Source organism: Pseudomonas sp. B7(2017) (genome assembly GCF_002112745.1).
GTDB classification, from domain to species: Bacteria; Pseudomonadota; Gammaproteobacteria; order Pseudomonadales; family Pseudomonadaceae; genus Aquipseudomonas; species Aquipseudomonas ekonensis.
The window spans coordinates 33,597-57,161 of record NZ_NEIP01000018.1 but is presented as its reverse complement, the minus strand read 5'-3'; the positions used below and the strand labels follow the sequence as shown (position 1 = coordinate 57,161).

General features: G+C 65.2%; 21 protein-coding genes. 12 read left to right on the top strand and 9 right to left on the bottom strand.

The features are described 5' to 3' along the window. Positions 1-14: 14 nt before the first annotated feature. Positions 15-806 carry a hypothetical protein gene (locus CAG29_RS24370; RefSeq protein ID WP_085583857.1) on the bottom strand — a complete coding sequence of 264 codons (792 nt, stop codon included), beginning with the start codon at positions 804-806 and terminating at the stop codon, positions 15-17. Between the two features lie 227 nt (positions 807-1,033). Between CAG29_RS24370 and CAG29_RS24365 the strand changes: the two genes are divergently transcribed. From CAG29_RS24365 to CAG29_RS24345, 6 genes are all read left to right on the top strand, one after another. After that, a complete protein-coding gene (locus tag CAG29_RS24365) occupies positions 1,034-2,062 on the top strand; it encodes a LacI family DNA-binding transcriptional regulator (RefSeq protein ID WP_085633707.1) in 1,029 nt (342 codons plus the stop codon). 142 nt (positions 2,063-2,204) lie between these two features. Then, positions 2,205-2,369 carry a hypothetical protein gene (locus CAG29_RS28590; protein ID WP_170930396.1) on the top strand — a complete coding sequence of 55 codons (165 nt, stop codon included), beginning with the start codon at positions 2,205-2,207 and terminating at the stop codon, positions 2,367-2,369. Further along, a complete protein-coding gene (locus tag CAG29_RS24360; protein ID WP_085695258.1) occupies positions 2,366-3,148 on the top strand; it encodes a TIM barrel protein in 783 nt (260 codons plus the stop codon). Before CAG29_RS28590 ends, CAG29_RS24360 begins: the two co-directional genes overlap by 4 nt. Beyond that, a complete protein-coding gene (locus tag CAG29_RS24355) occupies positions 3,141-4,163 on the top strand; it encodes a sugar kinase (RefSeq protein ID WP_085583863.1) in 1,023 nt (340 codons plus the stop codon). The genes CAG29_RS24360 and CAG29_RS24355 overlap by 8 nt, the downstream gene beginning before the upstream one ends. Before the next feature lie 59 nt (positions 4,164-4,222). After that, a complete protein-coding gene (locus CAG29_RS24350) occupies positions 4,223-5,521 on the top strand; it encodes an MFS transporter (RefSeq protein ID WP_085583865.1) in 1,299 nt (432 codons plus the stop codon). 21 nt (positions 5,522-5,542) lie between these two features. Beyond that, positions 5,543-6,520: an NAD(P)-dependent oxidoreductase gene (locus CAG29_RS24345; protein WP_085695275.1), complete on the top strand. Its 978-nt coding sequence runs from the start codon at positions 5,543-5,545 to the stop codon at positions 6,518-6,520. Between the two features lie 181 nt (positions 6,521-6,701). On the opposite strand, the gene CAG29_RS24340 is transcribed toward CAG29_RS24345, so the two are convergent. The 4 genes from CAG29_RS24340 to CAG29_RS24325 form a co-directional block, all read right to left on the bottom strand. Further along, positions 6,702-7,889, bottom strand: coding sequence for a pyridoxal phosphate-dependent aminotransferase (locus CAG29_RS24340; protein ID WP_085583867.1), 1,188 nt, complete (start codon positions 7,887-7,889; stop codon positions 6,702-6,704). 41 nt (positions 7,890-7,930) lie between these two features. After that, positions 7,931-9,556, bottom strand: a complete 1,626-nt coding sequence (locus CAG29_RS24335; protein WP_085695257.1) for a methyl-accepting chemotaxis protein — start codon at positions 9,554-9,556, stop codon at positions 7,931-7,933. Between the two features lie 287 nt (positions 9,557-9,843). Further along, positions 9,844-10,986: a glycerate kinase gene (locus CAG29_RS24330; RefSeq protein ID WP_085583871.1), complete on the bottom strand. Its 1,143-nt coding sequence runs from the start codon at positions 10,984-10,986 to the stop codon at positions 9,844-9,846. 390 nt (positions 10,987-11,376) lie between these two features. After that, positions 11,377-12,486 (bottom strand): sugar diacid recognition domain-containing protein, encoded by a 1,110-nt coding sequence (locus CAG29_RS24325; protein ID WP_085695256.1) that lies wholly within the window; start codon positions 12,484-12,486, stop codon positions 11,377-11,379. Between the two features lie 170 nt (positions 12,487-12,656). Between CAG29_RS24325 and CAG29_RS24320 the strand changes: the two genes are divergently transcribed. Then, a complete protein-coding gene (locus tag CAG29_RS24320; protein ID WP_085583876.1) occupies positions 12,657-13,967 on the top strand; it encodes an MFS transporter in 1,311 nt (436 codons plus the stop codon). Between the two features lie 72 nt (positions 13,968-14,039). Here CAG29_RS24320 and CAG29_RS24315 read toward each other — a convergent pair whose 3' ends face one another. Both CAG29_RS24315 and CAG29_RS24310 read right to left on the bottom strand, forming a co-directional pair. Beyond that, on the bottom strand, positions 14,040-14,405 hold the full coding sequence (locus tag CAG29_RS24315) for a hypothetical protein (RefSeq protein ID WP_085633699.1): 366 nt from the start codon (positions 14,403-14,405) through the stop codon (positions 14,040-14,042). Continuing rightward, positions 14,402-15,112: an SDR family oxidoreductase gene (locus CAG29_RS24310; RefSeq protein ID WP_085583880.1), complete on the bottom strand. Its 711-nt coding sequence runs from the start codon at positions 15,110-15,112 to the stop codon at positions 14,402-14,404. Before CAG29_RS24310 ends, CAG29_RS24315 begins: the two co-directional genes overlap by 4 nt. A gap of 100 nt (positions 15,113-15,212) precedes the next feature. On the opposite strand from CAG29_RS24310, the gene CAG29_RS24305 reads away from it, so the two are divergent. From CAG29_RS24305 to rarD, 3 genes are all read left to right on the top strand, one after another. Next, entirely contained in the window at positions 15,213-16,112 is a 900-nt protein-coding gene (locus tag CAG29_RS24305) for a LysR family transcriptional regulator (protein WP_085633697.1), read from the top strand. Positions 16,113-16,180: 68 nt separating this feature from the next. Further along, positions 16,181-17,194 (top strand): aldo/keto reductase, encoded by a 1,014-nt coding sequence (locus CAG29_RS24300; protein ID WP_085583884.1) that lies wholly within the window; start codon positions 16,181-16,183, stop codon positions 17,192-17,194. Between the two features lie 275 nt (positions 17,195-17,469). Beyond that, positions 17,470-18,351, top strand: coding sequence for an EamA family transporter RarD (rarD, locus tag CAG29_RS24295; RefSeq protein ID WP_085633693.1), 882 nt, complete (start codon positions 17,470-17,472; stop codon positions 18,349-18,351). Positions 18,352-18,528: 177 nt separating this feature from the next. On the opposite strand, the gene hppD is transcribed toward rarD, so the two are convergent. Further along, on the bottom strand, positions 18,529-19,605 hold the full coding sequence (gene hppD, locus CAG29_RS24290; RefSeq protein ID WP_085583888.1) for a 4-hydroxyphenylpyruvate dioxygenase: 1,077 nt from the start codon (positions 19,603-19,605) through the stop codon (positions 18,529-18,531). Between the two features lie 246 nt (positions 19,606-19,851). Continuing rightward, positions 19,852-20,799, bottom strand: a complete 948-nt coding sequence (locus CAG29_RS24285; RefSeq protein ID WP_085695255.1) for a DMT family transporter — start codon at positions 20,797-20,799, stop codon at positions 19,852-19,854. A gap of 76 nt (positions 20,800-20,875) precedes the next feature. Here CAG29_RS24285 and CAG29_RS24280 point away from each other — a divergent pair, with 76 nt between their 5' ends. Next, positions 20,876-21,748 (top strand): LysR family transcriptional regulator, encoded by an 873-nt coding sequence (locus CAG29_RS24280; protein WP_085583892.1) that lies wholly within the window; start codon positions 20,876-20,878, stop codon positions 21,746-21,748. A gap of 103 nt (positions 21,749-21,851) precedes the next feature. Beyond that, positions 21,852-23,387 carry an EAL domain-containing protein gene (locus tag CAG29_RS24275; RefSeq protein WP_085583894.1) on the top strand — a complete coding sequence of 512 codons (1,536 nt, stop codon included), beginning with the start codon at positions 21,852-21,854 and terminating at the stop codon, positions 23,385-23,387. The last annotated feature ends 178 nt before the right edge of the window (positions 23,388-23,565 follow it).

Here is a 23,565-nt window from a genome sequence, read left to right as displayed (position 1 = left end):
AACATCGGAATCATTCAGGGCTCACCCCCACAAGGCGGAGATCCCGGCAATGTGCGGTCGATCTTGACCAGCCCCTTGCGGGATTTGCGGAAGGAGACACCTGCACGAAAAAGGGTGTATTGAGCGAGGGCCGAATCGTTGTCCACCATGGGCCGGACATAGGGATCGAACGGAATGTCGATGACGAAGCCGTTGCTGACATCAGCAGGGCTCAGGGTTCTTCTGAATTCGTGCACCGGCGTCAATGCCGGCGGAGATCCGTTGAGAGAATCGAACCCCTGCCATTGCAGGACGCATTCGTCTCCGTTGAGGAACACCGGCTCGCTCAGGATCTTGACCCGGATCCTTTCCCAGACCGGCGGCGCAGAACTGCAATTGATGTAGCCATAGAAGTTGACGTCAGGAAACTCAGGCGCCCTGAGGGTGGGTGCCAACTCATGGTCGATCGTCAACTTACGCTCGGGTGAGGGATCCAGATTGCCATTGAACCCCTCCAGTTCGTAATAGATGACCGCCGTTCCGTCGACACTCATTTGTTCAGGAGTGATCGGAAAGGTGAACTCCGGCCGGTCATCCGCCTGGGTATAAGTAGCGGTAAATATTTCGTCCGTCGCACCGTCTTGCCGCCAATAGACACGGAGGATCGTGAAGTCGTCGGGGTCGGCCGGAAAGTTGGGCCACCGAGGTATTCTGCCGATCGTGCCGGCGATCAAAACATCTCTCGGAATATGGCCGTCCGGATCCAGTTCGCTGACCCCGTCTATCGTCAATGGGGCCGCTGTTATCTGGTTCTTGAGTGTGGGCATGTCAAGATCCTCTCCTGAAGCAGCGCTCTTGCTTCAGGTGTTCCGGGAAAAGTTGATGAGTCGATTAAGCGCCCCGGCCGAGAGGTTGCCTACTGTCATATCTGACAGGTCTTGCTACCGTTCGTCGTTCGATGCAGCCCCTCTCTCCAACGGTGCCCTTGACGGCTTTCGCTGGATGGTGTTTTCTGAAACCGGTTTCAACACCTAAAACAATAAGGCTCAACCCCGTGAACGACTTCTCCGCCGCCCAGCGCAGCCGCGTGACCATGCTCGACGTCGCCGAGCACGCCGGCGTGTCCAAGGCCAGCGTCTCGCGCTTCATCGGCGATGACCGTGCCTTGCTCTCCGAGGCCACCGCCGAGCGCATCGAGCGGGCGATCGCCGAGCTGGGCTATCGCCCCAACCAGATGGCCCGAGGCCTGAAACGCGGGCGCACCCGCCTGATCGGCATGCTGGTGGCCGACATCCGCAACCCTTACTCGATCGCCGTGATGCACGGGGTGGAAACCGCCTGCCGCCGGTACGGCTACAGCCTGGTGGTGTGCAACACCGACCGCGACGACGAACAGGAACGCCAGCACCTGGCGCTGCTGCGCTCTTACAACATCGAAGGCCTGATCGTGAACACCCTCGGCCATCACCGGGACGAACTGCATGAGCTGAAACGGGAAATGCCGCTGGTGCTGGTGGACCGCAAGGTCGAAGGGCTGGACAGCGACATGGTCGGGCTGGACAACCCCCGCGCGGTGCAAATGGCGCTGGAACACCTTGAGCAGCGTGGCTACCGCGATCTGCTGCTGGTGACCGAACCCTTCGACGGCACCAGTTCGCGGATCGAGCGGGTCGCAAGCTTCCAGCAGCAGATCGGCCAGCGAAGCGGCCTGAGCGGCGCGGTGCTGGAGACCGGCGAAACCCTCGCCGCCGACCTGCAAACCTTTTTGAACCAACCCGGTGCCGGGCCCAAGGCGCTGTTCTGCGCCAACGGTGTGGCGGCGCTGGCCTGCACCCGTGCCCTGCGCGAGATCGGCAGCCGGCTGTTCGAGGACGCCGGGCTGATCGCGCTGGATGACCTGGACTGGTACCCGCTGGTGGGCAGCGGCATCACCGCCCTCGCCCAGCCGACGGCGGACATCGGCGCCCGAGCGTTCGAATGCCTGCTCAAGCGCTTGCGGGGAGATGACGAGGCGGCGCGGGTGGTGGATTTTGCGCCGGTGCTGATTGAGCGCGGATCGACCTGTGGGGTTTGTGGTGACTGATTGGGCCTCATCGCTTGCAGGCAAGCTCCCACAGGTTTTGGGGTGTGCCGGGATCCTGCGGGTAACCGGAATCCCTTGTGGGAGCCAGCCTCCCACAGATTTTGGGGGTGCACCGGGATCCTGCTGGCGAGCCGGATCCCTTGTGGGAGCCAGCCTGCTGGCGATGGCGGCCGTCCTGACGCCGCACGGCATCTTCAAGACACTCCGACAGGCGACGATTCGACTGGCCCGCGCAGAGCTCCATAAGCCCACCGCAACCTTTTTTTTGAACAAGAATGAAACCGGTTTCAGAGGACAACAACAATGAATGAACCTGCCGTTTCCATCAGCCTGTCCAGCTACGGCGCCGACCTGGTGCGCCAACGGGGCCAAGGCTTCTTCATCGATGTGCTGACCGCCGCCGGCGCCAGCCGCATCGAATGGCGCGAGGAATTGCTCACCGGTGAGGTGCCCGCACAACTCGCACAGGCCAGCGCAGCGGCACGGCTGCAAAGCATCTATTCGTCGCCGACCGAACTGTGGCGCGCCGGCCAGGCCTTACCGAACCCGCAACTGGACACCGCCCTGCAAAACGCCGAGGCCTTCGGCGCCCGTTGGTTGAAAGTCTCGCTGGGCCACTTCGCCGACGGCCACGATTTCAGCGCGCTGGCCCACTGCTTGAGCCAAAGCCCTGTGCGGCTGCTGGTGGAGAACGACCAGACCCCGCACGGCGGCCGCATCGAGCCGTTCCAGCGCTTCTTCGCCGCCGTCGAGCATCACGCACTGCCGGTGCGCATGACCTTCGACATCGGCAACTGGCAGTGGCAAGGCGAGTCCGCCGTCCAGGCCGCACGCGTACTGGGCAGGCAGGTCGGCTACGTGCACTGCAAGGCCGTGGCCCGCCGCGCCGACGGCAAGCTCGTCGCCGTGCCGCCCGTCGCCAACGACCTGCATCACTGGGAACAACTGCTGCGGCACATGGATCAAGGCGTCATGCGCGCCGCCGAATACCCGCTGCAAGGCGACGACCTGGTGCAGCTCACCCGCGACCACGTCGCCGCCCTCGCCCGCCTCGGCCAATCCTGCCTGGAGCCTGCCCATGTCTGAGATCGACATTCTTTCGTTCGGCGAAACCATGGCGATGTTCGTCGCCGAGCACAGCGGCGACCTGGCGTCGGTGGGCCAGTTCCACAAGCGCATCGCCGGGGCCGACAGCAACGTCGCCATCGGCCTGTCCCGGCTGGGGTTCAATGTGGCGTGGCTGAGCCGGGTCGGCGCCGATTCCCTGGGCCGCTTCGTCGTCGAATCCCTGGCGCGGGAGGGCCTGGACTGCAGCCATGTGGCGGTGGATCCGGCACACCCCACCGGTTTCCAGCTCAAGTCCCGCAGCGACGACGGCAGCGACCCGCAGGTCGAGTACTTTCGCCGGGGCTCGGCGGCCAGCCATCTGTCGCCCGAAGCGATCACGGCAGAGCTGCTCAATGCCCGGCACCTGCACGCCACCGGCATTCCGCCGGCGCTGTCGGCCTCGGCCCGGGCCATGTCCCATGACCTGATGACGCGCATGCGCCAGGCCGGGCGCAGCGTGTCGTTCGACCCCAACCTGCGCCCGAGCCTGTGGGGCAGCGAACGGGAGATGGTCACCGAGATCAACCGTCTCGCCGCCCTCGCCCACTGGGTGCTGCCGGGCCTGGCCGAAGGCCGTCTGCTCACCGGGTTCGACGACCCGGCGGACATCGCCGCGTTCTACCTCGACCGGGGCGCCGAAGCGGTGGCGATCAAGCTCGGGCCCCAAGGCGCCTATTACCGCACGCAACTGGATCAAGGCTTTGTGGCCGGCGTGCCGGTGGCGACGGTGGTCGATACGGTCGGCGCCGGCGACGGGTTCGCCGTCGGGATGATCAGTGCCCTGCTGGAGCACCAGAGCTTTGCCGAGGCGGTCAGGCGCGCCAACTGGATCGGCAGCCGTGCGGTGCAGAGCCGTGGCGACATGGAGGGGCTGCCGACCCGGGCTGAACTGTGCGCCGAATTTGAGGCCGCCATCGCTGGCAAGCCAGCTCCCACAGATTTTGTGTACACCGCAGATCCTGTGGGAGCTGGCTTGCCAGCGATGAGGCCCTGACAGACAAACCACCCATTGAACCTGCTGCGACAAAAACAACAAGCTCAGGAGCAAGACCCATGAAAACCGCAACCCTCGCCGCCCGCCGCTGGTGGTACATCATGCCCATCGTGTTCATCACCTACAGCCTGGCGTACCTGGACCGCGCCAACTACGGCTTCGCCGCCGCCTCCGGCATGGCCGCGGACCTGATGATCACACCGGGCCTGTCGTCCCTGCTCGGCGCGCTGTTCTTCCTCGGCTATTTCTTCTTCCAGGTGCCGGGCGCGATCTATGCGCAGAAGCACAGCGTGAAGAAACTCATCTTCGTCAGCCTGATCCTCTGGGGCGGCCTCGCCACTCTCACCGGGGTGGTCTCCAACGCCTACTGGCTGATCGTGATCCGCTTCATGCTCGGCGTGGTCGAGGCCGCGGTGATGCCGGCGATGCTGGTCTACCTCTGCCACTGGTTCACCCGCGCCGAACGCTCCCGGGCCAACACCTTCCTGATCCTCGGCAACCCGGTGACGATGTTGTGGATGTCGGTGGTGTCGGGCTATCTGGTGCAGCATTTCAGCTGGCGCTGGATGTTCATCATCGAAGGCCTGCCGGCGGTGCTCTGGGCGTTCATCTGGTGGCGGCTGGCGGATGACCGTCCGGCCCAGGCCAGCTGGCTGAGCGACGGCGAGAAGCGCGACCTGGAAAGCGCCCTGGCCGCCGAGCAGGTCGGCATCAAAGCGGTGAAGAACTACGCCGAAGCGTTCCGCTCGCCGAAGGTGATCATCCTGGCGCTGCAGTTCTTCTGCTGGAGCATCGGCGTCTACGGGTTCGTGCTGTGGCTGCCGTCGATCCTCAAGGCCGGCGCGCAGATGGACATGGTCGAGGCCGGCTGGCTGTCGGCGCTGCCGTACCTGGCGGCGGTGGTCGGCATGCTGCTGGTGTCGTGGGGCTCGGACAAGCTGCAAAAGCGCAAGCGTTTCGTCTGGCCGCCGCTGCTGATCGCCTCAGTGGCGTTCTACGGCTCCTACGCCCTGGGCGCCGAGCATTTCTGGTGGTCCTACACCTTGCTGGTGATCGCCGGGGCCTGCATGTACGCGCCTTACGGGCCGTTCTTCGCCATCGTGCCGGAGATCCTGCCGGCCAACGTCGCCGGCGGCGCCATGGCATTGATCAACAGCATGGGCGCCCTCGGCTCGTTCGGCGGCTCCTACCTGGTCGGCTACCTCAACGGCTCCACCGGCTCGCCCGGCGCTTCGTACTTGCTGATGAGCGGCGCGCTGCTGCTGTCGGTACTGCTGACGGCATTCCTCAACCCCGGCGCCAGCGACCGGGTGACGCCCAGGCCTGCGGCGCGACGTCCGTTGCCGGCCCATTCCTGATTCGAAAGAGAGATGAACGCGATGAAAAAGCAGGTTGTGCTGTACAAGAAACTGTCGCCGCCGCTGATGGCCCGGCTGCATGAGCACGTGGACGTGACGCTGATCGACGCCCTCGACGCCGATGGCCTGATGAAGCTGCGCGACGCCCTGCCCGGCGCCCATGGCCTGCTCGGCGCCAGCCTGAGACTGGACGCGGCGCTGCTCGACCTGGCGCCGCGCCTGGAGGCGGTATCGAGCGTGTCGGTGGGCGTCGACAACTACGACATCGACTACCTGACCCGCCGCCGGATCCTGTTGAGCAACACCCCGGACGTGCTCACCGAAACCACCGCCGACACCGGTTTCGCCCTGATCCTGGCCACGGCCCGGCGCGTGGTGGAACTGGCGAACATGGTGCGCGGCGGCCATTGGCACCGCAGCCTCGGCCCTGCGCATTTCGGCACCGATGTGCACGGCAAGACCCTGGGCATCATCGGCATGGGCCGGATCGGCGAGGCGCTGGCCCAGCGCGGGCATTTCGGCTTCGGCATGCCGGTGCTCTACCACAGCCAGTCGCGCAAGCCGGCGGTGGAGCAGCGCTTCGACGCGCAATACCGCAGCCTTGAGGCGCTGTTGCGGGAAGCCGACTTCATCTGCCTGACCCTGCCGCTCACCGCGCAGACCGAAGGCCTGATCGGCGCCGAGCAGTTCGCGCTGATGCGCCCCGAGAGCATCTTCATCAACATCGCCCGGGGCAAGGTGGTGGACGAAGCGGCGCTGATCGAAGCCCTGCGCCACAAGCGCATCCGCGCCGCGGGGCTGGACGTGTTCGAACGTGAGCCGCTGAGCCACGATTCGCCGCTGCTGCAGTTGAGCAACGTGGTGGCGACGCCGCACATGGGCTCGGCCACCCACGAAACCCGCGAGGCCATGGCCCGGTGCGCAGTGGACAACCTACTGGCGGCGCTGAGGGGAGAGAAGCCTGCAAACCTGGTGAATCCCTCGGCCTGGCAGGCTTGAGGGCTGCTGTGCCTGTCACCCGAAGGGTGAGGGATCCCGCCCTGCGGCGTCTTCACTGCCGCCATCGCCAGCAGGCTGGCTCCCACAGGCATCGCGGCTGTAAGCAGCATCTGAGGCCACACCAAAAACCTGTGGGAGCTGGCTTGCCAGCGATAGGGCCGACACAGACAGCACATGACTGTCAGGCCGTACGCGCCTGCAACAGCTGCGCCGCGCACAGCGCAATCCGCGCGCAGGCATCGGCCAGTTTCACCCGGTCCACCACCAGCCCGATGCGGATGTGCCCCGCCGCACTGGGCCCGAAGGCCTCTCCGGCGAGCACCGACACCCCGTAACCCTCCAGCAGCCGCTCGGCGAACGCCTGGGCGCCGAGCCCGGTCTGGCGCACATCGACCATCACGAACATCCCGCCGTCCGGGCGCACCGGGTGCAGGCCCGGGCAACCGCGCAGACGGTCGCACACCAGGTCCCGCCGCAGGCGGTATTCCTCGCGCATCCGGGTCACCTCCGGCAGGTCTTTCTCCAGCGCCACCTGCGCCGCTTTCTGCACGAAGTCCGGCAGGCCGAACAGCATGCTCAAGGACAGGTTCACCAAATGCTCGGCCAAGGTCTTGGGCCCGATCATCCAGCCGATGCGCCAGCCGGTCATGGCGTGGGACTTGGACAGGCTGTTGACCGTCGCCGTGCGTTCGGCCATGCCCGGCAGGCTCGCCGGGCTGACATGCTCGCCCTCGTACAAAAGATCGCTGTACACCTCGTCGCTGATCAGCCACAGGTCATGACGGATGCACAGCGCCGCCAACTCTTGCCAGATCAGCAGCGGCAGGCTGGCGCCCGAAGGATTGTTGGGACTGTTGAGCAACATGGCGCGGGTCTTGGCGGTGATCCGCGCCGCGACGTCCGCCGGGTCGACACGAAAGCCGTTCTCAGGCCGCACCGGCACCGGCACCACCGTCGCCCCGCAAGCACCGAACACGCCTTCGTAGGTGACGTACATCGGTTCGGCGACGATCACCTCGTCGCCCGGATCCAGCAGGCACTGCGCCACCGAATACACGGCGCATTGCGCGCCGGGCATGACGATCACATGGTCGGCGTCCACCGCCTGACCGCTGCGCCGCTGGTGGCGCCGGGCGATCAGGCTGCGCAGGGCATGCTGGCCGCGCACCTCCGAGTAGTGCGTATCGCCGGCCAGCAGGCTGTCGATGGCGCCGTGGATGATCGGCAGCGGCGTGTCGAAATCCGGATCGCCCACGGTCAGCAGCAGGACATCGACGCCTTCGGCGCGCAACTCCAGCGCTCGGTCGTGAATCCGCCAGGCCGCTGCTCCCTCCCCGGCGATCCGTTGGGTCAAGGCTGAATAGCGCATGTACGTCTCCTGGTTGCGCGGTCTCCAGCCTTCACCGTATCTCAAATCACGAAACGCGCCACCATGGCGTTCAAATCCACCGCCAGACGCGACAGTTCGTGGGTCGCGGCGCTGGTCTGGTTGGCCCCGGCAGCCGACTGGGTGGCCAGGTCGCGGATGTTGACCAGGTTGCGGTCCACTTCCCGCGAGACTTGCGCCTGCTCTTCCGACGCGCTGGCGATGACCAGGTTGCGTTCGTTGATCTGTAGGATCGACTGGGTGATCTGCTCCAGGGCGATGCCGGCGGCGCGGGCCATTTCCAGGGTGGACTGGGTGCGCTGGTTGCTCTGCTGCATCGACTCGACCGCCTCGCCGGTGCCGTTCTGGATGCCGGCGACCATTTTCTCGATTTCCTGGGTCGATTGCGCGGTGCGGTGGGCCAGGGCCCGCACTTCGTCCGCCACCACCGCAAAGCCGCGTCCGGCCTCGCCGGCACGGGCCGCTTCGATGGCGGCGTTGAGCGCCAGCAGGTTGGTCTGTTCGGCGATGGCGCGGATCACGTCCAGCACCTTGCCGATGTCACGGCCCTGGGCGGCCAGGCCTTCGATCATCTGCGCGGTGTTCTGCACGTCGTGGGTCATGGTCTGGATCGCGTCGACGGTTTTCACCACTTGGTCGCGGCCTTCACGGGCGGCGTGGGTGGACTGGTTCGAGGCTTCGGAGGTGGACACCGCGTTGCGCGCCACTTCTTCCACCGCTGCGGTCATTTCGTTGACGGCGGTGGCGGCCTGTTCGATTTCATCGTTCTGCTGCTGCAGGCCGCGGGAGGCCTCTTCGGTCACCGCGCTGAGCTCTTCGGCGGCGGCGCCCAGCTGCGTGGCGGAGCCGGCGATCTGTTCGATGGTCTTGCGCAGGTTGGCCTGCATCTGCGCCAGCGCTTCGAGCAGGCGCGCCGGTTCATCCTTGCCGTCGACCTCGATGGCTTTGGTCAGGTTGCCGCCGGCGATGGTCTGCGCCGCCGTCACCGCCCGGTTCAGCGGGGTGACGATGCTGCGGGTCAGCAGCAAGGCCAACAGTACGGTGGCCACGGCCGCGATCAGCGCGACGACGACGATCCCGGTGATGGCGCTGTCGTAATGCTCGCCGGCCTGGGTCGAGGCGGTCTTCGCATCGGCGGCGTTGATCGCGATCAGTTTGTTGAGCTGCTCGCCCATCAGGTCGGTGCCGTCCTTGATCTTGGTGTTGATCAGGGTGCGCATCTCGTCGACTTTGTCCTGGCGCGACAGATCCAGCATCTGGTTCTGCGCTTGCAGGTAGCTGTCCAGGGTGTTCGCGAACGACTGATACAACGCGCGCTCTTCGGCGCCGGCCGGCAATGCCGCGTAGGCGGCCTGGGCGGTGCGCACTTTCTCGACCAGCACGCCGATGCGGGTCTGGGCCTCTTGCAGGCCGGCCGGCTCGCGGTTGACCAGGATGCGGAACGACAGGATGCGCAGGCGCAGGACGTTTTCCGTCACCACGGCCAGTTGGGTCACGCTGGGCAGTTGCGTGGTTTCCATGTCGATGGAGGCCTGGCGGATGATCGACATGCGGTTGACGGCGAATACGCCGAGCACGACCACCAGCAGGGCAATGAAGGCAAAACCTAAGAAGGCACGGGGCGCGATATTCAGATTACGCAAAGACATAGGAGCACTCTCGAATGAGGGTAACGGCGAGCGTCCTTGCGCTTATCACTGGCCCGTGGTCGGATCCGGTGCGGCGCCACTGTTCGAAGGAGTCTTTGTGCGCCTGACCGTTGTATCGGCCAGGCTTGAGGTTTTTTTCGGGCGGGGATGAAATATTTTTCAAGGTGTTGCAGCGATGAAACACCGCCTGCCGTGAGGGAGTTGTCCGACCGCGCAGCACTCACCTCGATGAGAGGGGCGCCGGGCAACTCAGCGGGAGCAGCTCCCTCACCCCTGGGGTGCTCTGGTCAGGCGTTGCGCTTGGCCAGTCGCCACACCCTGGCGATGTCGCAGGCCCGCTCGCGCAGCAGGCGCGGCGCTTCGGCGCAGGCTTGCTCCAGCGGCATCGGCCCGCCGGTCACGGCGAAGGCGGCGTCGATGCCGTGGTCGTAGAGGGCCTGATAGCCCTCGCCCAAGGTGCCGGCGATGACGATCACCGGCACGCCGCGCTGGCTGGCGATGCGCGCCACGCCGAACGGCGTCTTGCCGCGCAGGGTCTGGGCATCGAAGCGCCCTTCCCCGGTGATGACCAGATCCGCGCCCTGCACGGCGTCCGCCAGGCCCACCAGTTCCGCCACGACCTCGACGCCCGCCTGGAAGCGCGCACCGAGAAACGCCTTGGCCGCAAACCCCAGGCCGCCCGCCGCGCCGCTGCCGGGCTCGTCGCGCACATCCTTGCCCAGCGCCTGGGCACAGAGGTCGGCAAAATGCCCGAGGGCCTGATCCAGCTGTTGCACCTGTGCCGGCGAGGCGCCCTTCTGCGGGCCGAAGATCGCCGAGGCGCCGTGGGGGCCGCACAGCGGGTTGTTGACATCGGCGGCGATGTCGAAGCGCACCTGCGCCAGGCGCGGGTCCAGCCCGTCGAGCTCCAGTTGCGCCAACTGCGCCAGGGCGAGGCCGCCCGGCGCCAGCGCTTGCCCTTGGGCATCTCGCAGGTTCACGCCCAACGCCTGCATCGCCCCGGCGCCGCCATCGTTAGTGGCGCTGCCGCCGATGGCCAGGATCACCCGCTGCGCCCCGGCGTCCAACGCCGCGCGGATCAGCTCACCGGTGCCGAACGTGCTGCTGACGCAGGCGTCGCGCTGCCCCGGCGGCACCAATTGCAGGCCGCTGGCCTCGGCCATTTCGATGATCGCGGTGCGGCTGTGCGAAAGCCAACCCCAGGCGGCGTCGACCGGCACCCCCAACGGGCCGCGCACCTGGGTGCGGCGCAGCTCGCCTTCGCAGGCGGCCAGGATCGACTCCACCGTCCCCTCGCCGCCGTCGGCCATGGGGCACTTGACCAGCGTCGCCTCAGGCCAGACCTGCGTCAGGCCCGCCGCAATGGCCTCGGCCACGCCTTGGGCGCTCAGGCTGTCCTTGAACGAATCGGGTGCGATGACGATCTTCATGCGAATTCTCCAGTTGCAATGGCGTCCATGCTGCCAGCCCCCAGTGCCCTTGACGCCTGTCCGCTGCACAAGCGGCGGGGGCGTTTATTGTTCAATTCCACAAAACCGGGGCTCTGCGAATGACATTGTGGGAGCTGCGGTGCGACGACTCGACTTGCCAGCGATGGCGGTAGTCAGGCAGCAGAGATGCTGGCAGTGCCGGCCCCATCGCTGGCAAGCCAGCTCCCACAGGTCTGCGGTGACCTCCGATGTGGTGGGTACCCCCGCAATCCATGTGGGAGCCAGCCTGCTGGCGATGGCGGCGGGTCAGGCAGCAGAGATGTCGGCAGTGCCGGCCTCTTCGCTTGCAGGCAAGCGCCTACAGGGTTTGGCGGTGTGTCCTCAAAGCCCTCAGGTCTGCGGCAAGAGCTGCACCCCCAGGTACAGCGCGAGCATTCCGTCCAGCCGCAGCGGGTCCACCCCGCTCAGTTCGGCGATCCGCTCCATGCGGTAACGCAGGCTGTTGCGGTGGATGCCCAGCGCGTCGGCGCAGGCCTGGCTCTGGCCGTCGTGCTCGCACCAGCTGCGCAGCGTCGCCAGCAACTGGCCGTTGCTGTCCTTGGCGATCACCTTGCGCAGCGGCTTGAGCAGTTCATCGAGGGCGTCGTCGTTGCGGTGCCGCCAGAGCATCACCGGCAGGCGATAGCGGTCGAGCTTGAGCAGCCGCGAACTCGGCAGCACCTCACGGCCATACGCCAGCAAATCGCCGACCCGCCGGTAGCAGCGGCGCAGCCCAGCCAAACCGTCGGCCTGCCCGCCCACGGCGATGCGCAGGATGTTCCAGCCCTGCCCGTCGAGCTTTTCCAGCAGGCGGTCATGCTCCAGAGCCTGCCCCGCCGGACGGCACCACAGCAGCGACGATTTGGCCGAGCTCACGCACCAGCTGTCCGGGTAGCGCGACATCAGCCAGGCACCGAGGGCCTCGACCGTTTGCCCCGCGCCCTGCTCCAGGCCCAGCTCGAACAGGTACGGCACCCGCGTCAACTGCGGCTTGAGCCCCAGCTGCTGCGCCTCGTCCACCAGCCTCGGCGAATCCCCCGCCTCGCTCAGCAGCAGCGCCAGCAGGTCATCGCAGCGCTGGCGCCGCCACTGCTGCTCAGCCTGCTGGTTGCGCTGGCCCACCAGCATTTCGGCTGTCATGCGCACCAGTTCGGCGTACGTGCGCAGTGGCTCCGGCTCGCCGGTGATGCCGAGCACGCCGATCAGCCGACCATCGAGCATCAGCGGCAGGTTGATCCCCGGCTGCACGCCTTTGAGGTGCACGGCGGTCTGGGCGTCGATCTCCACCACCCGGCCGTTGGCCAGCACCAGTTGCGCGCCTTCGTGGCGGGTGTTGATGCGCTCCGGCTCGCCGCTGCCCAGGATCAGCCCCTGGCTGTCCATGACATTGACGTTGTAGGGCAGAATGGCCATGGCCCGGTCGACGATGTCCTGCGCGAGGTCGTGATCGAGTTCGAACATAGTGGGCAAAATCCTTGAAAACGGGCGCGGACGGTTGTTCACCCGCACAGGGTCCGGCGACAAACCCTGTGCTCAGGCACAAAGACAATCCGGCCAAAGGTGGCCGAGACTCTCAGGGCGATCAACGTTACCCTTGCATCGCAAAAAATCATAATAAAGAGAGAGTCGCCATGTCACAGAGCGCCGCAGCTGTCCAGGCCATCGCTGACGACAAGAATGCCGTCTACAAACGCATCACCCTGCGTTTGATCCCCTTCATCTTCATCTGCTACCTGTTCAACTACCTCGACCGGGTGAACGTGGGCTTCGCCAAGCTGCAGATGCTCGACGCGCTGAAGTTCAGCGAAACCGTCTACGGCCTCGGCGCCGGGATCTTCTTCATCGGCTACGTGCTGTGCGGCGTGCCGAGCAACCTGGCGCTGACCAGGTTCGGTCCGCGGCGCTGGATCGCCCTGATGATGATCACCTGGGGCACGCTGTCGACTTGCCTGCTGTTCGTCACTACCCCGACCCAGTTCTACACCTTGCGCCTGTTCACCGGCGCCGCCGAAGCCGGGTTCTTCCCCGGTGTGGTGCTGTACCTCTCGCAGTGGTTCCCGACGTTCCGCCGCGGGCGGATCATGGCGCTGTTCATGTCGGCGATCCCGGTCTCGGGCCTGCTCGGCAGCCCGTTCTCCGGCTGGATCCTCAACCACTTCGCCGCAGGCCAGGGCGGCCTCGCCGGCTGGCAGTGGATGTTCCTGCTGCAAGGCATTCCGACCGTGGTGCTGGGCGTGCTCGCGTACTTCCTGCTCAGCGACAGCTTCGCCAACGCCAAGTGGCTGAGCCCCCAGGAGCGCAAGGTGCTGGAGGCCGACCAGGCCGAAGACCTGGCGAACAAGCCCAAGACCGCCTCCGATTCGTTGACCGAAGTGTTCAAGAACCCGGCGATCTGGGCGTTCGGCCTGATCTACTTCTGCATCCAGAGCGGCGTGTACGCGATCAACTTCTGGCTGCCGTCGATCATCAAGAACCTGGGCTTCAGCGACAACCTGGTGATCGGCTGGCTGAGCGCGATCCCGTACCTGCTGGCGGCACTGTTCATGCTGGTGGTCGGCCGCTCGGCGGACCTGCGCAAGGAACGCCGCTGGCACCTGGTGGTGCCGATGCTGATGGGCGCCGCCGGCCTGCTGATCGCGGTGAACTTCGCCGCCAACCCGACCCTCGCCATCCTCGGCCTGACCCTCGCCACCATGGGCGCCCTCACCGGCCTGCCGATGTTCTGGCCGGTGCCGACGGCGATGCTCAGCGCAGGCGCGGCGGCGGGCGGCCTGGCGTTGATCAACTCCATGGGCCAGATGGCCGGTTTCCTGAGCCCGTACCTGGTGGGCTGGGTCAAGGACAGCACCGGGTCGACCGATGCGGCGCTGTACCTGCTGGCGGCCGTCATCGTCGGCGGCAGCCTGTTGGCGCTGCGCATGACGCGCACGTTGCGGGCGTAATTCGCGAGCGATGCACAAACGGCCCTTTCGGGCCGTTTTTCGTGGGTGACCCCCTGCCTGCATCGAGCGCACTCAAGCAACGCGCGCTTTCGCATCCAACTCGATCACCAGCCCGCCGGGCATCTGCACGAAGATCTGCCAGATCCCGTCCTCCGGCACCTGCGCCACCTGATACGGCAAACCGCTGGCTTGCACCCGCTTGAGCACGAGCGCCGCGTCGTCATCGGTGCGAAAGGCAATGTGGCTCAGCACCGTATCCTCTAGCGCAGGCTGCTCGATCACATGCACCAACGCCTGGGCATCCTGGTACAGCCATCGGCCGGGAAACGGAAACGGCGGCCGCCGGCCGGGCTTGAGCCCCAGCAATCCATCGAAGGCGTCCTGCACCGCTGGCCCGTCCGGCGTGCTGAACGCCAGGTGGTCGAAATGCCAGGTCATAACAGTCCGCCTCCGTCGACGTCGATGATGCTGCCGCTGATGAAGCCGTTTTCCATCACCAGCGTGAAGGCGTCTGCCAACTCCTGCGGCGTGCCGATCCGGCCCACCGGCAACGCCGCCGAGGTGCGGGCGAACATCGCCGCACGCTGGCTTTCATCCATGCCGGCGTAGGCTTCGGTGTCGGTCACGCCGGGGCTGATCACATTGACCCGGCGCGGCGCCAGCTCCTTGGCCAACTGTTTGGCCAGCGCCTCAAGCGCGGCGTTCAGGGTGGTCTTGATGAACTGCCCGGCCACGAACTTGCGCGACAGCAGGCCGGACGTCAGGGTGATGCTGCCCCGCTCGCTCAGGTACGGCAGCGCTTGCTGGATCGAACGCACCGCGCCCCAGAACTTCACGTCGAACGCCTGTTGCGCGAGCAGCAGGTCACTGTCGGCCAGGGGCTTGGCGCTGACGTTCGGGCCCGCAGTGATCACCAAGTGATCGAAGGCGCCGATGCGTTCGAACAATTGGCGCAGCGACGCATCATCGGTGATGTCGGCGGACGCCTGACGGACGTCGCCGGCGCCGGCATCGATCCGCCGGCCGACTGCGTAGACGCGGGCGCCCCGCGCGGCGGCGCCGGATGCGACGGCGGCACCGATGCCGCTGCTGCCGCCGATGACGACGACGGTCTGATCGCGCAAGGAAGATTCGAGTGGTTTCATGACAGTGGCTCCGCTGGGCTTAAGGAGATTCCATATTCACGGGTTGCCAATCGAAGAAAAATCCCGGTAAATCGGAAGGATCTTTAAAGGATTTTTACCAATGAGCTCGATACTCGATCTGGAGATCTTCGTCCGCACCGCCGATTCGGGTAGCATTTCCGCCGCCGCCCGGACGCTGGAGCTCACCCCGGCGGCCGCCAGCATCGCGCTGAAGCGTCTGGAGACACGCCTGGGCATCCGCCTGTTCGCCCGCTCCACCCGCAGCATGCGCCTGACCGAAGAGGGCCGGCGCTACCTGGAAAGCGTGCGCCTGGCCCTGGCCACGCTGGCCGAGGGCGAACTGGCGCTCAAGCAGCAGACCGAAGGCTTGAGCGGCGTCCTGCAGCTGGCGGCACCGTCGGACTTCGGGCGCAACGTGCTGCTGCCGTGGCTGGACGATTTCAAGCGCGAGCATCCGCACATCCAGCTGCAGCTGCTGCTCAACGACCGTCACGCGGACCTGTTTCGCGAAACGGTGGACGTGGCGCTGCGCTTCGGCGTGCCGAGCGATTCAACGCTGGTGGCGCTGCCGATCCTGCCCGAGCACCGTCGCGTGGCCTGCGCCAGCCCCGCGTATGTGGCGCGCCACGGTTCGCCGCAGCACCCCGGCGAACTGAGCGGACACAGCGCCCTGCTTTACCTGCGCAATGGCCGGCCGTACAACACCTGGCGTTTCGGCCGCGGCGACGAGAGCCTGGAGGTCGAAGTCCACGGCGACTATCTGAGCGACGACGGCGAAGTCGCCCGGCGCTGGGCCTTGGCCGGGCACGGGATCGCCTACAAGGCCTGGCTCGACGTGGCCGAGGACGTGCGCGCCGGCCGGCTGGTGACGCTGTTCGACGACTGGCACGGCGAAAGCGTGCCGTTCAATCTGCTGTGCCCGCACCGGGTGCAGGTGTCGGAGCGGGTCAAGGTGTTGCAGGCGTTCCTGCGCGAGCGCTGCAAAACGTTGAGCCGATAATTCACTTTGCCGCGCCAGGCGCTTCTGGTATTTGATGGAGGCTTTCCCTCCGGCAAAAGGAATTCGGCATGAGCTATCGCACTTTGGGGCACTCGGGTCTGCAGGTGTCCACCCTCACCCTGGGCACGATGATGTTCGGCGAACAGACCAGCGCACAAGATTCGCTGCGCATCATCGACAAGGCCTGGGACCAGGGCATCAATTTCATCGACACCGCCGACGTCTACACCAACGGCCGCTCGGAAGAGATCGTCGGCGAGGCCATCGCCCGCCGTCGCCACGAATGGGTGCTGGCGACCAAGGTCGGCTTCGGCCCGACCGAAGGTGTGCCGAACCGCAGCGGCTTGAGCCGCAAGCACCTGTTCAACGGCCTGGAGGCCAGCCTGACCCGGCTCGGCACCGACTACCTCGACATCTATTACCTGCACCGCGAGGACCACAGCACGCCGCTGGAGGTGACGGTTTCGGCCATCGGCGACCTGATCCGCCAGGGCAAGATCCGCTACTGGGGCCTGTCGAACTACCGGGGCTGGCGGATCGCCGAGGTGGTGCGCATCGCCGACAAGCTCGGCGTCGACCGTCCGGTGATCAGCCAGCCGCTGTACAACATCGTCAACCGCCAGGCCGAGACCGAGCAGATCACCGCCGCCCAGGCCTATGGGCTGGGCGTGGTGCCCTACAGCCCGCTGGCCCGTGGCGTGCTCAGCGGCAAATACGCGCCGGACGTCAAACCCGACGCCGACAGCCGCGCCGGCCGCCAGGACAAACGCATCCTGGAGACCGAATGGCGGGTGGAGTCGCTGCGCATCGCCCAGCAGATCCAGCAGTACACCCAGGACCGCGGGGTGGGGATCGTCGAGTTCGCCATCGCCTGGGTGCTGAACAACAGCGCCGTGACCTCGGCCATCGTCGGGCCGCGCACCGAAGCGCAATGGGATGCCTACACCAAGGCCCAAGCGGTGAAGATCACCGCTGAGGACGAGGCGTTCATCGATTCGCTGGTCACGCCGGGGCATGCCTCGACGCCGGGGTTCAACGATGTGAGCCATTTCGTGTCGGGGCGCCGGCCGCGTTCGGCCTGAGGGCTGTTTTGCCTCGACTGAAGCCATCGCCAGCGGGCTGGCTCCTACAGGGATTCAGGTGAATGCAGGTTCTGCGTTCACCTGAAAACAAGGTGGGAGCCAGCCCGCTGGCGATGGCGTCACTGAGGCCGCCCCGGGGCAGGATCAAGACAATCACTCCCCCGGTTTTTGTGCTTATCTTCACGATGTGGGAAATATTGAGCACTCGGCCAATATTCAGCACAAAAACCACGTATCCTGCGCGCCCCGTTTGACCTGCAACCCGCGAGGACAGTTTGGCTAAAGGTATCGCTCTCTCGGTGACGGCTTCGACGCTGTTTGCCGTCATGTATTTCTACACCTCGTTGCTCAGCCCCCTGAGCGGCGTGGAAATCTACGGTTGGCGGATGCTGCTGACCGTGCCCTGCATGACCGTGTTCATGCTGCTGTCCGGCGAGTGGCGCCGGGTGGCGGAACTGCTGCGCCGGTTGGCCGGGCAGCCGAAGCTGATCGGCGGCCTGGCGCTGTCGTCCGCCCTGCTCGGCGTGCAGCTGTGGCTATTCATGTGGGCGCCGCTCAACGGCTACAGCCTCGATGTGTCGCTGGGCTACTTCCTGCTGCCGCTGGCCATGGTGCTGACCGGCCGGATCGCCTACGGCGAGAGCCTGTCGTACCTGCAGAAGGTCGCCGTGTTCTTCGCCAGCCTGGGCGTGCTCAACGAGCTGTACCAGGTGGGCGGCTTCTCCTGGGCGACGCTGGTGGTGGTGGTCGGCTATCCGCTGTACTTCGTGCTGCGCAAACGCCTGAAGACGGACAACCTCGGCGGCTTGTGGGTCGACATGACCCTGATGCTGCCCGTGGCCTACTGGTTCGTGCGGGGCGGCGAGCAAGGCTTCGGCGTGTTCGACCAATACCCGGCCCTGGCCTGGCTGATCCCCCTGCTCGGCCTGATCAGCGCCTCGGCGCTGGTGGTCTACATCATCGCCAGCCGTCTGCTGCCGTTCAGCCTGTTCGGCCTGCTCAGCTACGTGGAACCGGTGCTGCTGCTGGGCGTGGCGCTGCTGCTGGGCGAAAGCATCAAGTCCGGCGAATGGCTGACCTACATCCCGATCTGGATGGCGGTGATGGTGCTGGTGTTCGAAGGTTTCAAGCACCTGATGCGCCAACGCCGCCCGTAGTCCCCGAACCAAAAACCTGTAGGAACGAGCCTGCTCGCGATGACGTCTTCAGACTCGAAATGGATATCGACCGAACGATCGCAATCGCGAGCAGGCTCGCTCCCGCAAGGGAATGTGAAGGCATGAAAAAGCCCGGCCTGCAGGATTGCAGGCCGGGCTTTTTTGCATCGTTGAAGCTTACTCGGCGGTCAGCACGCCACGACGCACCTGGTCACGCTCGATCGACTCGAACAGCGCCTTGAAGTTGCCCTCGCCGAAGCCATCGTCGCCCTTGCGCTGGATGAATTCGAAGAACACCGGGCCCATCAGGGTTTCCGAGAAGATCTGCAGCAGCAGGCGCTTGTCGTTCGGCTCCGAGGAACCGTCGAGCAGGATGCCCCGAGCCTGCAGCTGGTCGACCGGCTCGCCGTGGTTCGGCAGGCGGCCTTCGAGCATTTCGTAGTAGGTGTCCGGCGGCGCGGTCATGAAGCGCATGCCGATCTTCTTCAGCGCGTCCCAGGTCTTGACCAGGTCGTCGGTGAGGAACGCCACGTGCTGGATGCCCTCGCCGTTGAACTGCATCAGGAACTCTTCGATCTGGCCGGCGCCCTTGGACGACTCTTCGTTGAGCGGGATGCGGATCATGCCGTCCGGAGCGGTCATCGCCTTGGAGGTCAGGCCGGTGTATTCGCCCTTGATGTCGAAGTAGCGGATCTCGCGGAAGTTGAACAGCTTCTCGTAGAAGTTCGCCCAGTAGGCCATGCGGCCGCGGTACACGTTGTGGGTCAGGTGGTCGATGATCTTCAGGCCCGCGCCTTTCGGATGACGGTCGACGCCTTCGAGGAACACGAAGTCGATGTCGTAGATCGAGCTGCCTTCGCCGAAACGGTCGATCAGGTACAGCGGCGCGCCGCCGATGCCTTTGATCGCCGGCAGGTTCAGCTCCATCGGGCCGGTCTCGATGTGGATCGGCTGGGCGCCGAGTTCCAGCGCACGGCTGTAGGCCTTCTGCGAATCCTTGACCCGGAACGCCATGCCGCACACCGACGGACCGTGCTCGGCGGCAAAGTACGAGGCGACGCTGTGGGGTTCGTTGTTGAGGATCAGGTTGATCGCGCCCTGACGGTACAGGTGCACGTTCTTGGAGCGGTGGGTCGCGACCTTGGTGAAGCCCATGATCTCGAAGATCGGCTCCAGGGTGCCGGGCGTCGGCGACGCGAATTCGATGAACTCAAAGCCCATCAGGCCCATTGGGTTTTCGTACAGATCTGCCATGGTAGGCGCCTCATCATTCTTATCAATTAACCAAAGTTAGTTGCCAGTCATGCTGAGGGCGCGGGGCGGTGCGCAGGAGACGCCACGCACGCTGCGGGCGAGGAAGTCACCGTAGATCAGTTGTAACCCGAATATCTTCATTGTCGACCCAAGGCTCTTGCGGGCGAGGCTTCTGCTGCCAGAAGACGATTATTATTGTATGCGTAACCGGATTCTACACAGCGTAAAACGGATTGTCTGCCCTCTCTATAAAATCCGCCTTTTGCGCGTCGCTGCAAAGGGTTTGTTGCACAGGTAGATCCCCGCCAGGATCACCGCCCCGCCCAGGCACATGGCCGGCGTCAGCCGCTCGCCGAGCAACAGGGCACCGAGGATCACCGCCGTCAGCGGGTTGAGGGCGATGAACACGCCGGCGCGCGTCGCGCCGATCTTGCGGATGCCGTCGTAGTAGCCGATGTAGGCCAGCGCCGAACCGAGCACGCCGAGGTAGACCAGGCTCCACCACTGCTCTGCGCCAAGGTCGGCCAGTCTCGCCCAATCCAGTTCGCCGCGCAGGGCCGCCAACGCCCACAACATTCCCGTGCCGAGCAGGATGGAGTAGGTCACCGTCTGCACCGGGCCGAGGCTCTGGCTGAGGCTACGGGAAAACAGCGAGTACACGCCCCAGCCCAGCACGCAGCCGAAGATCAGCAGATCTCCGATCCAGGCCTTCGGCGATGCCGCCAGCGATTGCGGGTCGCGGCTGACGATCACCGTTACCGCGCCGGCGATGCAGACCGCGATGCCGAGGACTTTCATTCGTTCCAGCCGTTCCTTGAACAGCAGCCAGGACGCCAGGCCGATCACCGCCGGATTCAACGCCACGATCAGCGAGGCCCGCGACGCGTTGATGTATTGCAGGCCGTAAAAGAAACACAGGTTGTAAAGGAAGATCCCGAAGAACCCCAGCACCGTCAGTTGCAGCCATTGCCGGCGGCTCGGCCGGGCCAGCGGGATCCGCGCCAGCCGCAGAAAGACCAGCAGCGCCGCGCTGGCCAGCAGGAACCTGAGGCTGGCGGCAAACATCGGGCTCAGCTGGCCGGCCAGCAGCCGACCGGCCACCCAGGTGCCGCCCCAGACCATGGTGACCAGCGCCAGGTTCACGTACACCGGCACGTCCGAACGCGCCGGGCGGATTTGCTCATAACCGGACATAACACTCCCGAGACAAAGAGAACGGATGCCGTATCATTTGTTCGATTGTTCATCATCGTAAAATGAGTAAAAGCTCATGACCCTGACTCAACTGGAAATCTTTTCGCGGGTGGCCGAATTGCGCGGATTCACCCTCGCCGCCAATCGCCTGGGCATTTCCCAGTCGGCGGTGTCCCATGCCCTGAAGTCGTTGGAGCAGGAACTGGGCGTCGAACTCTTGCGTCGGCATGCCGCCCAAGTGGAGCTCAGCGACATCGGCGAACAATTGCTGCTGCGCGCCCGGGCCATGCTCGGGCTGGCCGACACCTTGCGTCAGGAGGCGGCCGATGCCCGGGGAATGAAGCGCGGCACGCTGCGCATCGGTTCGTTCGGCCCGACCTCTTCGGTCACGCTGCTGCCCGGCATCCTGGAGGCATACCGCCAGACCCATCCGGGCATCGAGGTGCACATCGAGGAAGGGCCGGACCGACAAGTGATCCAGTGGCTGGAAGAGCGGCGGATCGACATCGGTTTCGTGGTCTTGCCGCAAGAGCGCTTCGACACGTTCCCCCTGATCGAGGACCGGATGGTCGCCCTGCTCCCGGCCGGCCATCCGTTGGCGGCACGGGCGCACGTGAGCCTCAAGGATCTGTGCGACGATCCTTTCGTGCTCACCGAGGCCGGCTCTTCGGAACTGGTCTCGCGCCTTTTCAGCGCGGCCCGCCTGAGCCCCAACATCCGCTACCGCTGTTCGCAACTGCTGAGCACACTCGATGTCGTCGGCCGTGGCGACGCGGTCAGCCTCGTGGCCGAAGGCTCATTGCCGGCGGACACCGCCGGCCGCTACGTGAAACGGCCGTTGTCCCCCGCCGTGCGCCGACAGGTGGGGCTGGCCGTGCTGGACAGCCGCCAGGCGTCGCCCGCCACCCTCGCCTTCATAGCGTCGGCGACCCGGCGACATCGCCCTTGAACGGCACAGGCACCGACAGCCATCTATCATGGGCGTTGACGACTCACTTACCGGAGGGCGCCCTGCATTCAAGGGCGGCTCTCCCCCGCGACAGGATGCCCCCATGCCGCTGACCGCCCGATCCCGCCGCAAGCCCGGCACCCGGATCATCGTGACCCTGCTGTGCGGCTTGCTGCCGATCCTGTCGGGCACCGCCATTCTCTACCTGCAGGCCGAGCGCACCTTGCAGCAGAGCGCGGAGCAGACCGCCGAAGAAGCGCTGCGTCAGTTCGAACTGATGCTCGACAACACGGCCCAGGCCGCCCTCGAACTGCTGCCTCTGGCCGGCCAACCCTGCGACACGGCGCAACTGGCCCTGCGCGAACAGGTCACCCGCCGCCCCTTCGTCCGCTCGACCAACCTTGTGTGGGACGACAACCTTTATTGCAGCTCGCTGTTCGGCCACTTCAAGGAGGCCGTCAACCCCGGCGACTACACCCAGGGCAAACTGTGGCTCATGAACGGCAACCCGGTGACGCCCGACACCGCACTGCTGGTCTATCGGCTGAGCGGAGGCCGGGGCGGCGCACTGACTACGCTGGACGGCTACCACCTGAGCAACATCCTGCGCCTGATCGGGCGGCAGACCCTGCTGCTGTTGCAGGTGGGCAACAACTGGCTGTCCGCCGACGGCAAAGTGCATCAAGGCGCCCTCCCACCGTTGCCGGTGGCGCAAAGCACGCTGAACTCATCGCGCTATGCCTTTTCGGTGTCGGCGGGGTTTCCTGAGGGCAAGGTGTGGCGTTACATGGCGGACGAATACCCGCCCTTGTTCAGCCTGCTGATCTTTTTCGGCGCGGTGTCCGGCGCCATCGGCTACATCGTGCAAAAGCGCTCCACGTCACCGAGCCATGAAATGCTCCGCGCACTGGAAGCCGGAGAGTTCATTCCCTACTTCCAGCCGGTGGTCCACGGCGACAGCAAGCAATGGTCGGGAACCGAAGTGCTGATGCGCTGGAACCACCCGAAAGAAGGCCTGGTCCGCCCCGACCTGTTCATCCCCTTTGCCGAGCATTCAGGCCTGATCGTACCGATGACCCGCTCGCTGATGCAGCAGACCGCCGCCCTGCTGGGGCCGGTTTCGTCTACCTTCGTCACGCCCTTCCACATCGGCATCAACATCAGCGCCAGTCACTGCCAGAACCTGGAACTGGTACAGGACTGCCGCGAATTCCTCGCCGCGTTCGAGCCGGGCAGCATCCACCTGGTGCTGGAGCTCACCGAACGCGAACTGGTCGAGCCCACCGACATCACCCACCGCCTCTTCAGCGAACTGCGCGAAGCGGGCGTGAGGATCGCCATCGACGACTTCGGCACCGGCCATTCGAGCCTGACTTACTTGCGCACGTTCAACGTCGACTTCCTGAAGATCGACCAGAGCTTCGTCGCCATGATCGGTCTCGATGCGTTGTCGCGGCACATCCTGGACAGCATCATCGAACTGTGCGCCAAGCTGGACCTGGGCATCGTCGCCGAAGGCGTGGAGACCGAAGAACAAAGCCAATACCTGACGTTACATCACGTCAACTTCCTGCAAGGCTACCTCTACGGCAAACCCATGCCGGCGGCCGAATTCATTAACGCATTAACTCACCGTTAATTAGGCGTTCTCATCCTTCCCCCTGTGGCCTGGCGCACCAATTTGAAACAAAACAACGCGATTGTTACATGAAGAAAAAGTCAGGATTTACTCTTGCGGCATTAACTACTACAATTTTTCTTACCTGTTGCAAGATAGGCAGGTGAGCCAATTATCACCGAGTCGCTTCAAGGCTGAC

What these genes read in the sequence shown, in the direction of transcription:
- CAG29_RS24370 (WP_085583857.1), bottom strand. Translation starts at nt 806, where the DNA reads ATGCCCACACTCAAGAACCAGATAACAGCGGCCCCATTGACGATAGAC.
- CAG29_RS24360 (WP_085695258.1), top strand. Translation starts at nt 2,366, where the DNA reads ATGAATGAACCTGCCGTTTCCATCAGCCTGTCCAGCTACGGCGCCGAC.
- CAG29_RS24355 (WP_085583863.1), top strand. Translation starts at nt 3,141, where the DNA reads ATGTCTGAGATCGACATTCTTTCGTTCGGCGAAACCATGGCGATGTTC.
- CAG29_RS24350 (WP_085583865.1), top strand. Translation starts at nt 4,223, where the DNA reads ATGAAAACCGCAACCCTCGCCGCCCGCCGCTGGTGGTACATCATGCCC.
- CAG29_RS24345 (WP_085695275.1), top strand. Translation starts at nt 5,543, where the DNA reads ATGAAAAAGCAGGTTGTGCTGTACAAGAAACTGTCGCCGCCGCTGATG.
- CAG29_RS24340 (WP_085583867.1), bottom strand. Translation starts at nt 7,889, where the DNA reads ATGCGCTATTCAGCCTTGACCCAACGGATCGCCGGGGAGGGAGCAGCG.
- CAG29_RS24335 (WP_085695257.1), bottom strand. Translation starts at nt 9,556, where the DNA reads ATGTCTTTGCGTAATCTGAATATCGCGCCCCGTGCCTTCTTAGGTTTT.
- CAG29_RS24330 (WP_085583871.1), bottom strand. Translation starts at nt 10,986, where the DNA reads ATGAAGATCGTCATCGCACCCGATTCGTTCAAGGACAGCCTGAGCGCC.
- CAG29_RS24325 (WP_085695256.1), bottom strand. Translation starts at nt 12,486, where the DNA reads ATGTTCGAACTCGATCACGACCTCGCGCAGGACATCGTCGACCGGGCC.
- CAG29_RS24320 (WP_085583876.1), top strand. Translation starts at nt 12,657, where the DNA reads ATGTCACAGAGCGCCGCAGCTGTCCAGGCCATCGCTGACGACAAGAAT.
- CAG29_RS24315 (WP_085633699.1), bottom strand. Translation starts at nt 14,405, where the DNA reads ATGACCTGGCATTTCGACCACCTGGCGTTCAGCACGCCGGACGGGCCA.
- CAG29_RS24310 (WP_085583880.1), bottom strand. Translation starts at nt 15,112, where the DNA reads ATGAAACCACTCGAATCTTCCTTGCGCGATCAGACCGTCGTCGTCATC.
- CAG29_RS24305 (WP_085633697.1), top strand. Translation starts at nt 15,213, where the DNA reads ATGAGCTCGATACTCGATCTGGAGATCTTCGTCCGCACCGCCGATTCG.
- CAG29_RS24300 (WP_085583884.1), top strand. Translation starts at nt 16,181, where the DNA reads ATGAGCTATCGCACTTTGGGGCACTCGGGTCTGCAGGTGTCCACCCTC.
- hppD (WP_085583888.1), bottom strand. Translation starts at nt 19,605, where the DNA reads ATGGCAGATCTGTACGAAAACCCAATGGGCCTGATGGGCTTTGAGTTC.
- CAG29_RS24285 (WP_085695255.1), bottom strand. Translation starts at nt 20,799, where the DNA reads ATGTCCGGTTATGAGCAAATCCGCCCGGCGCGTTCGGACGTGCCGGTG.
- CAG29_RS24280 (WP_085583892.1), top strand. Translation starts at nt 20,876, where the DNA reads ATGACCCTGACTCAACTGGAAATCTTTTCGCGGGTGGCCGAATTGCGC.
- CAG29_RS24275 (WP_085583894.1), top strand. Translation starts at nt 21,852, where the DNA reads ATGCCGCTGACCGCCCGATCCCGCCGCAAGCCCGGCACCCGGATCATC.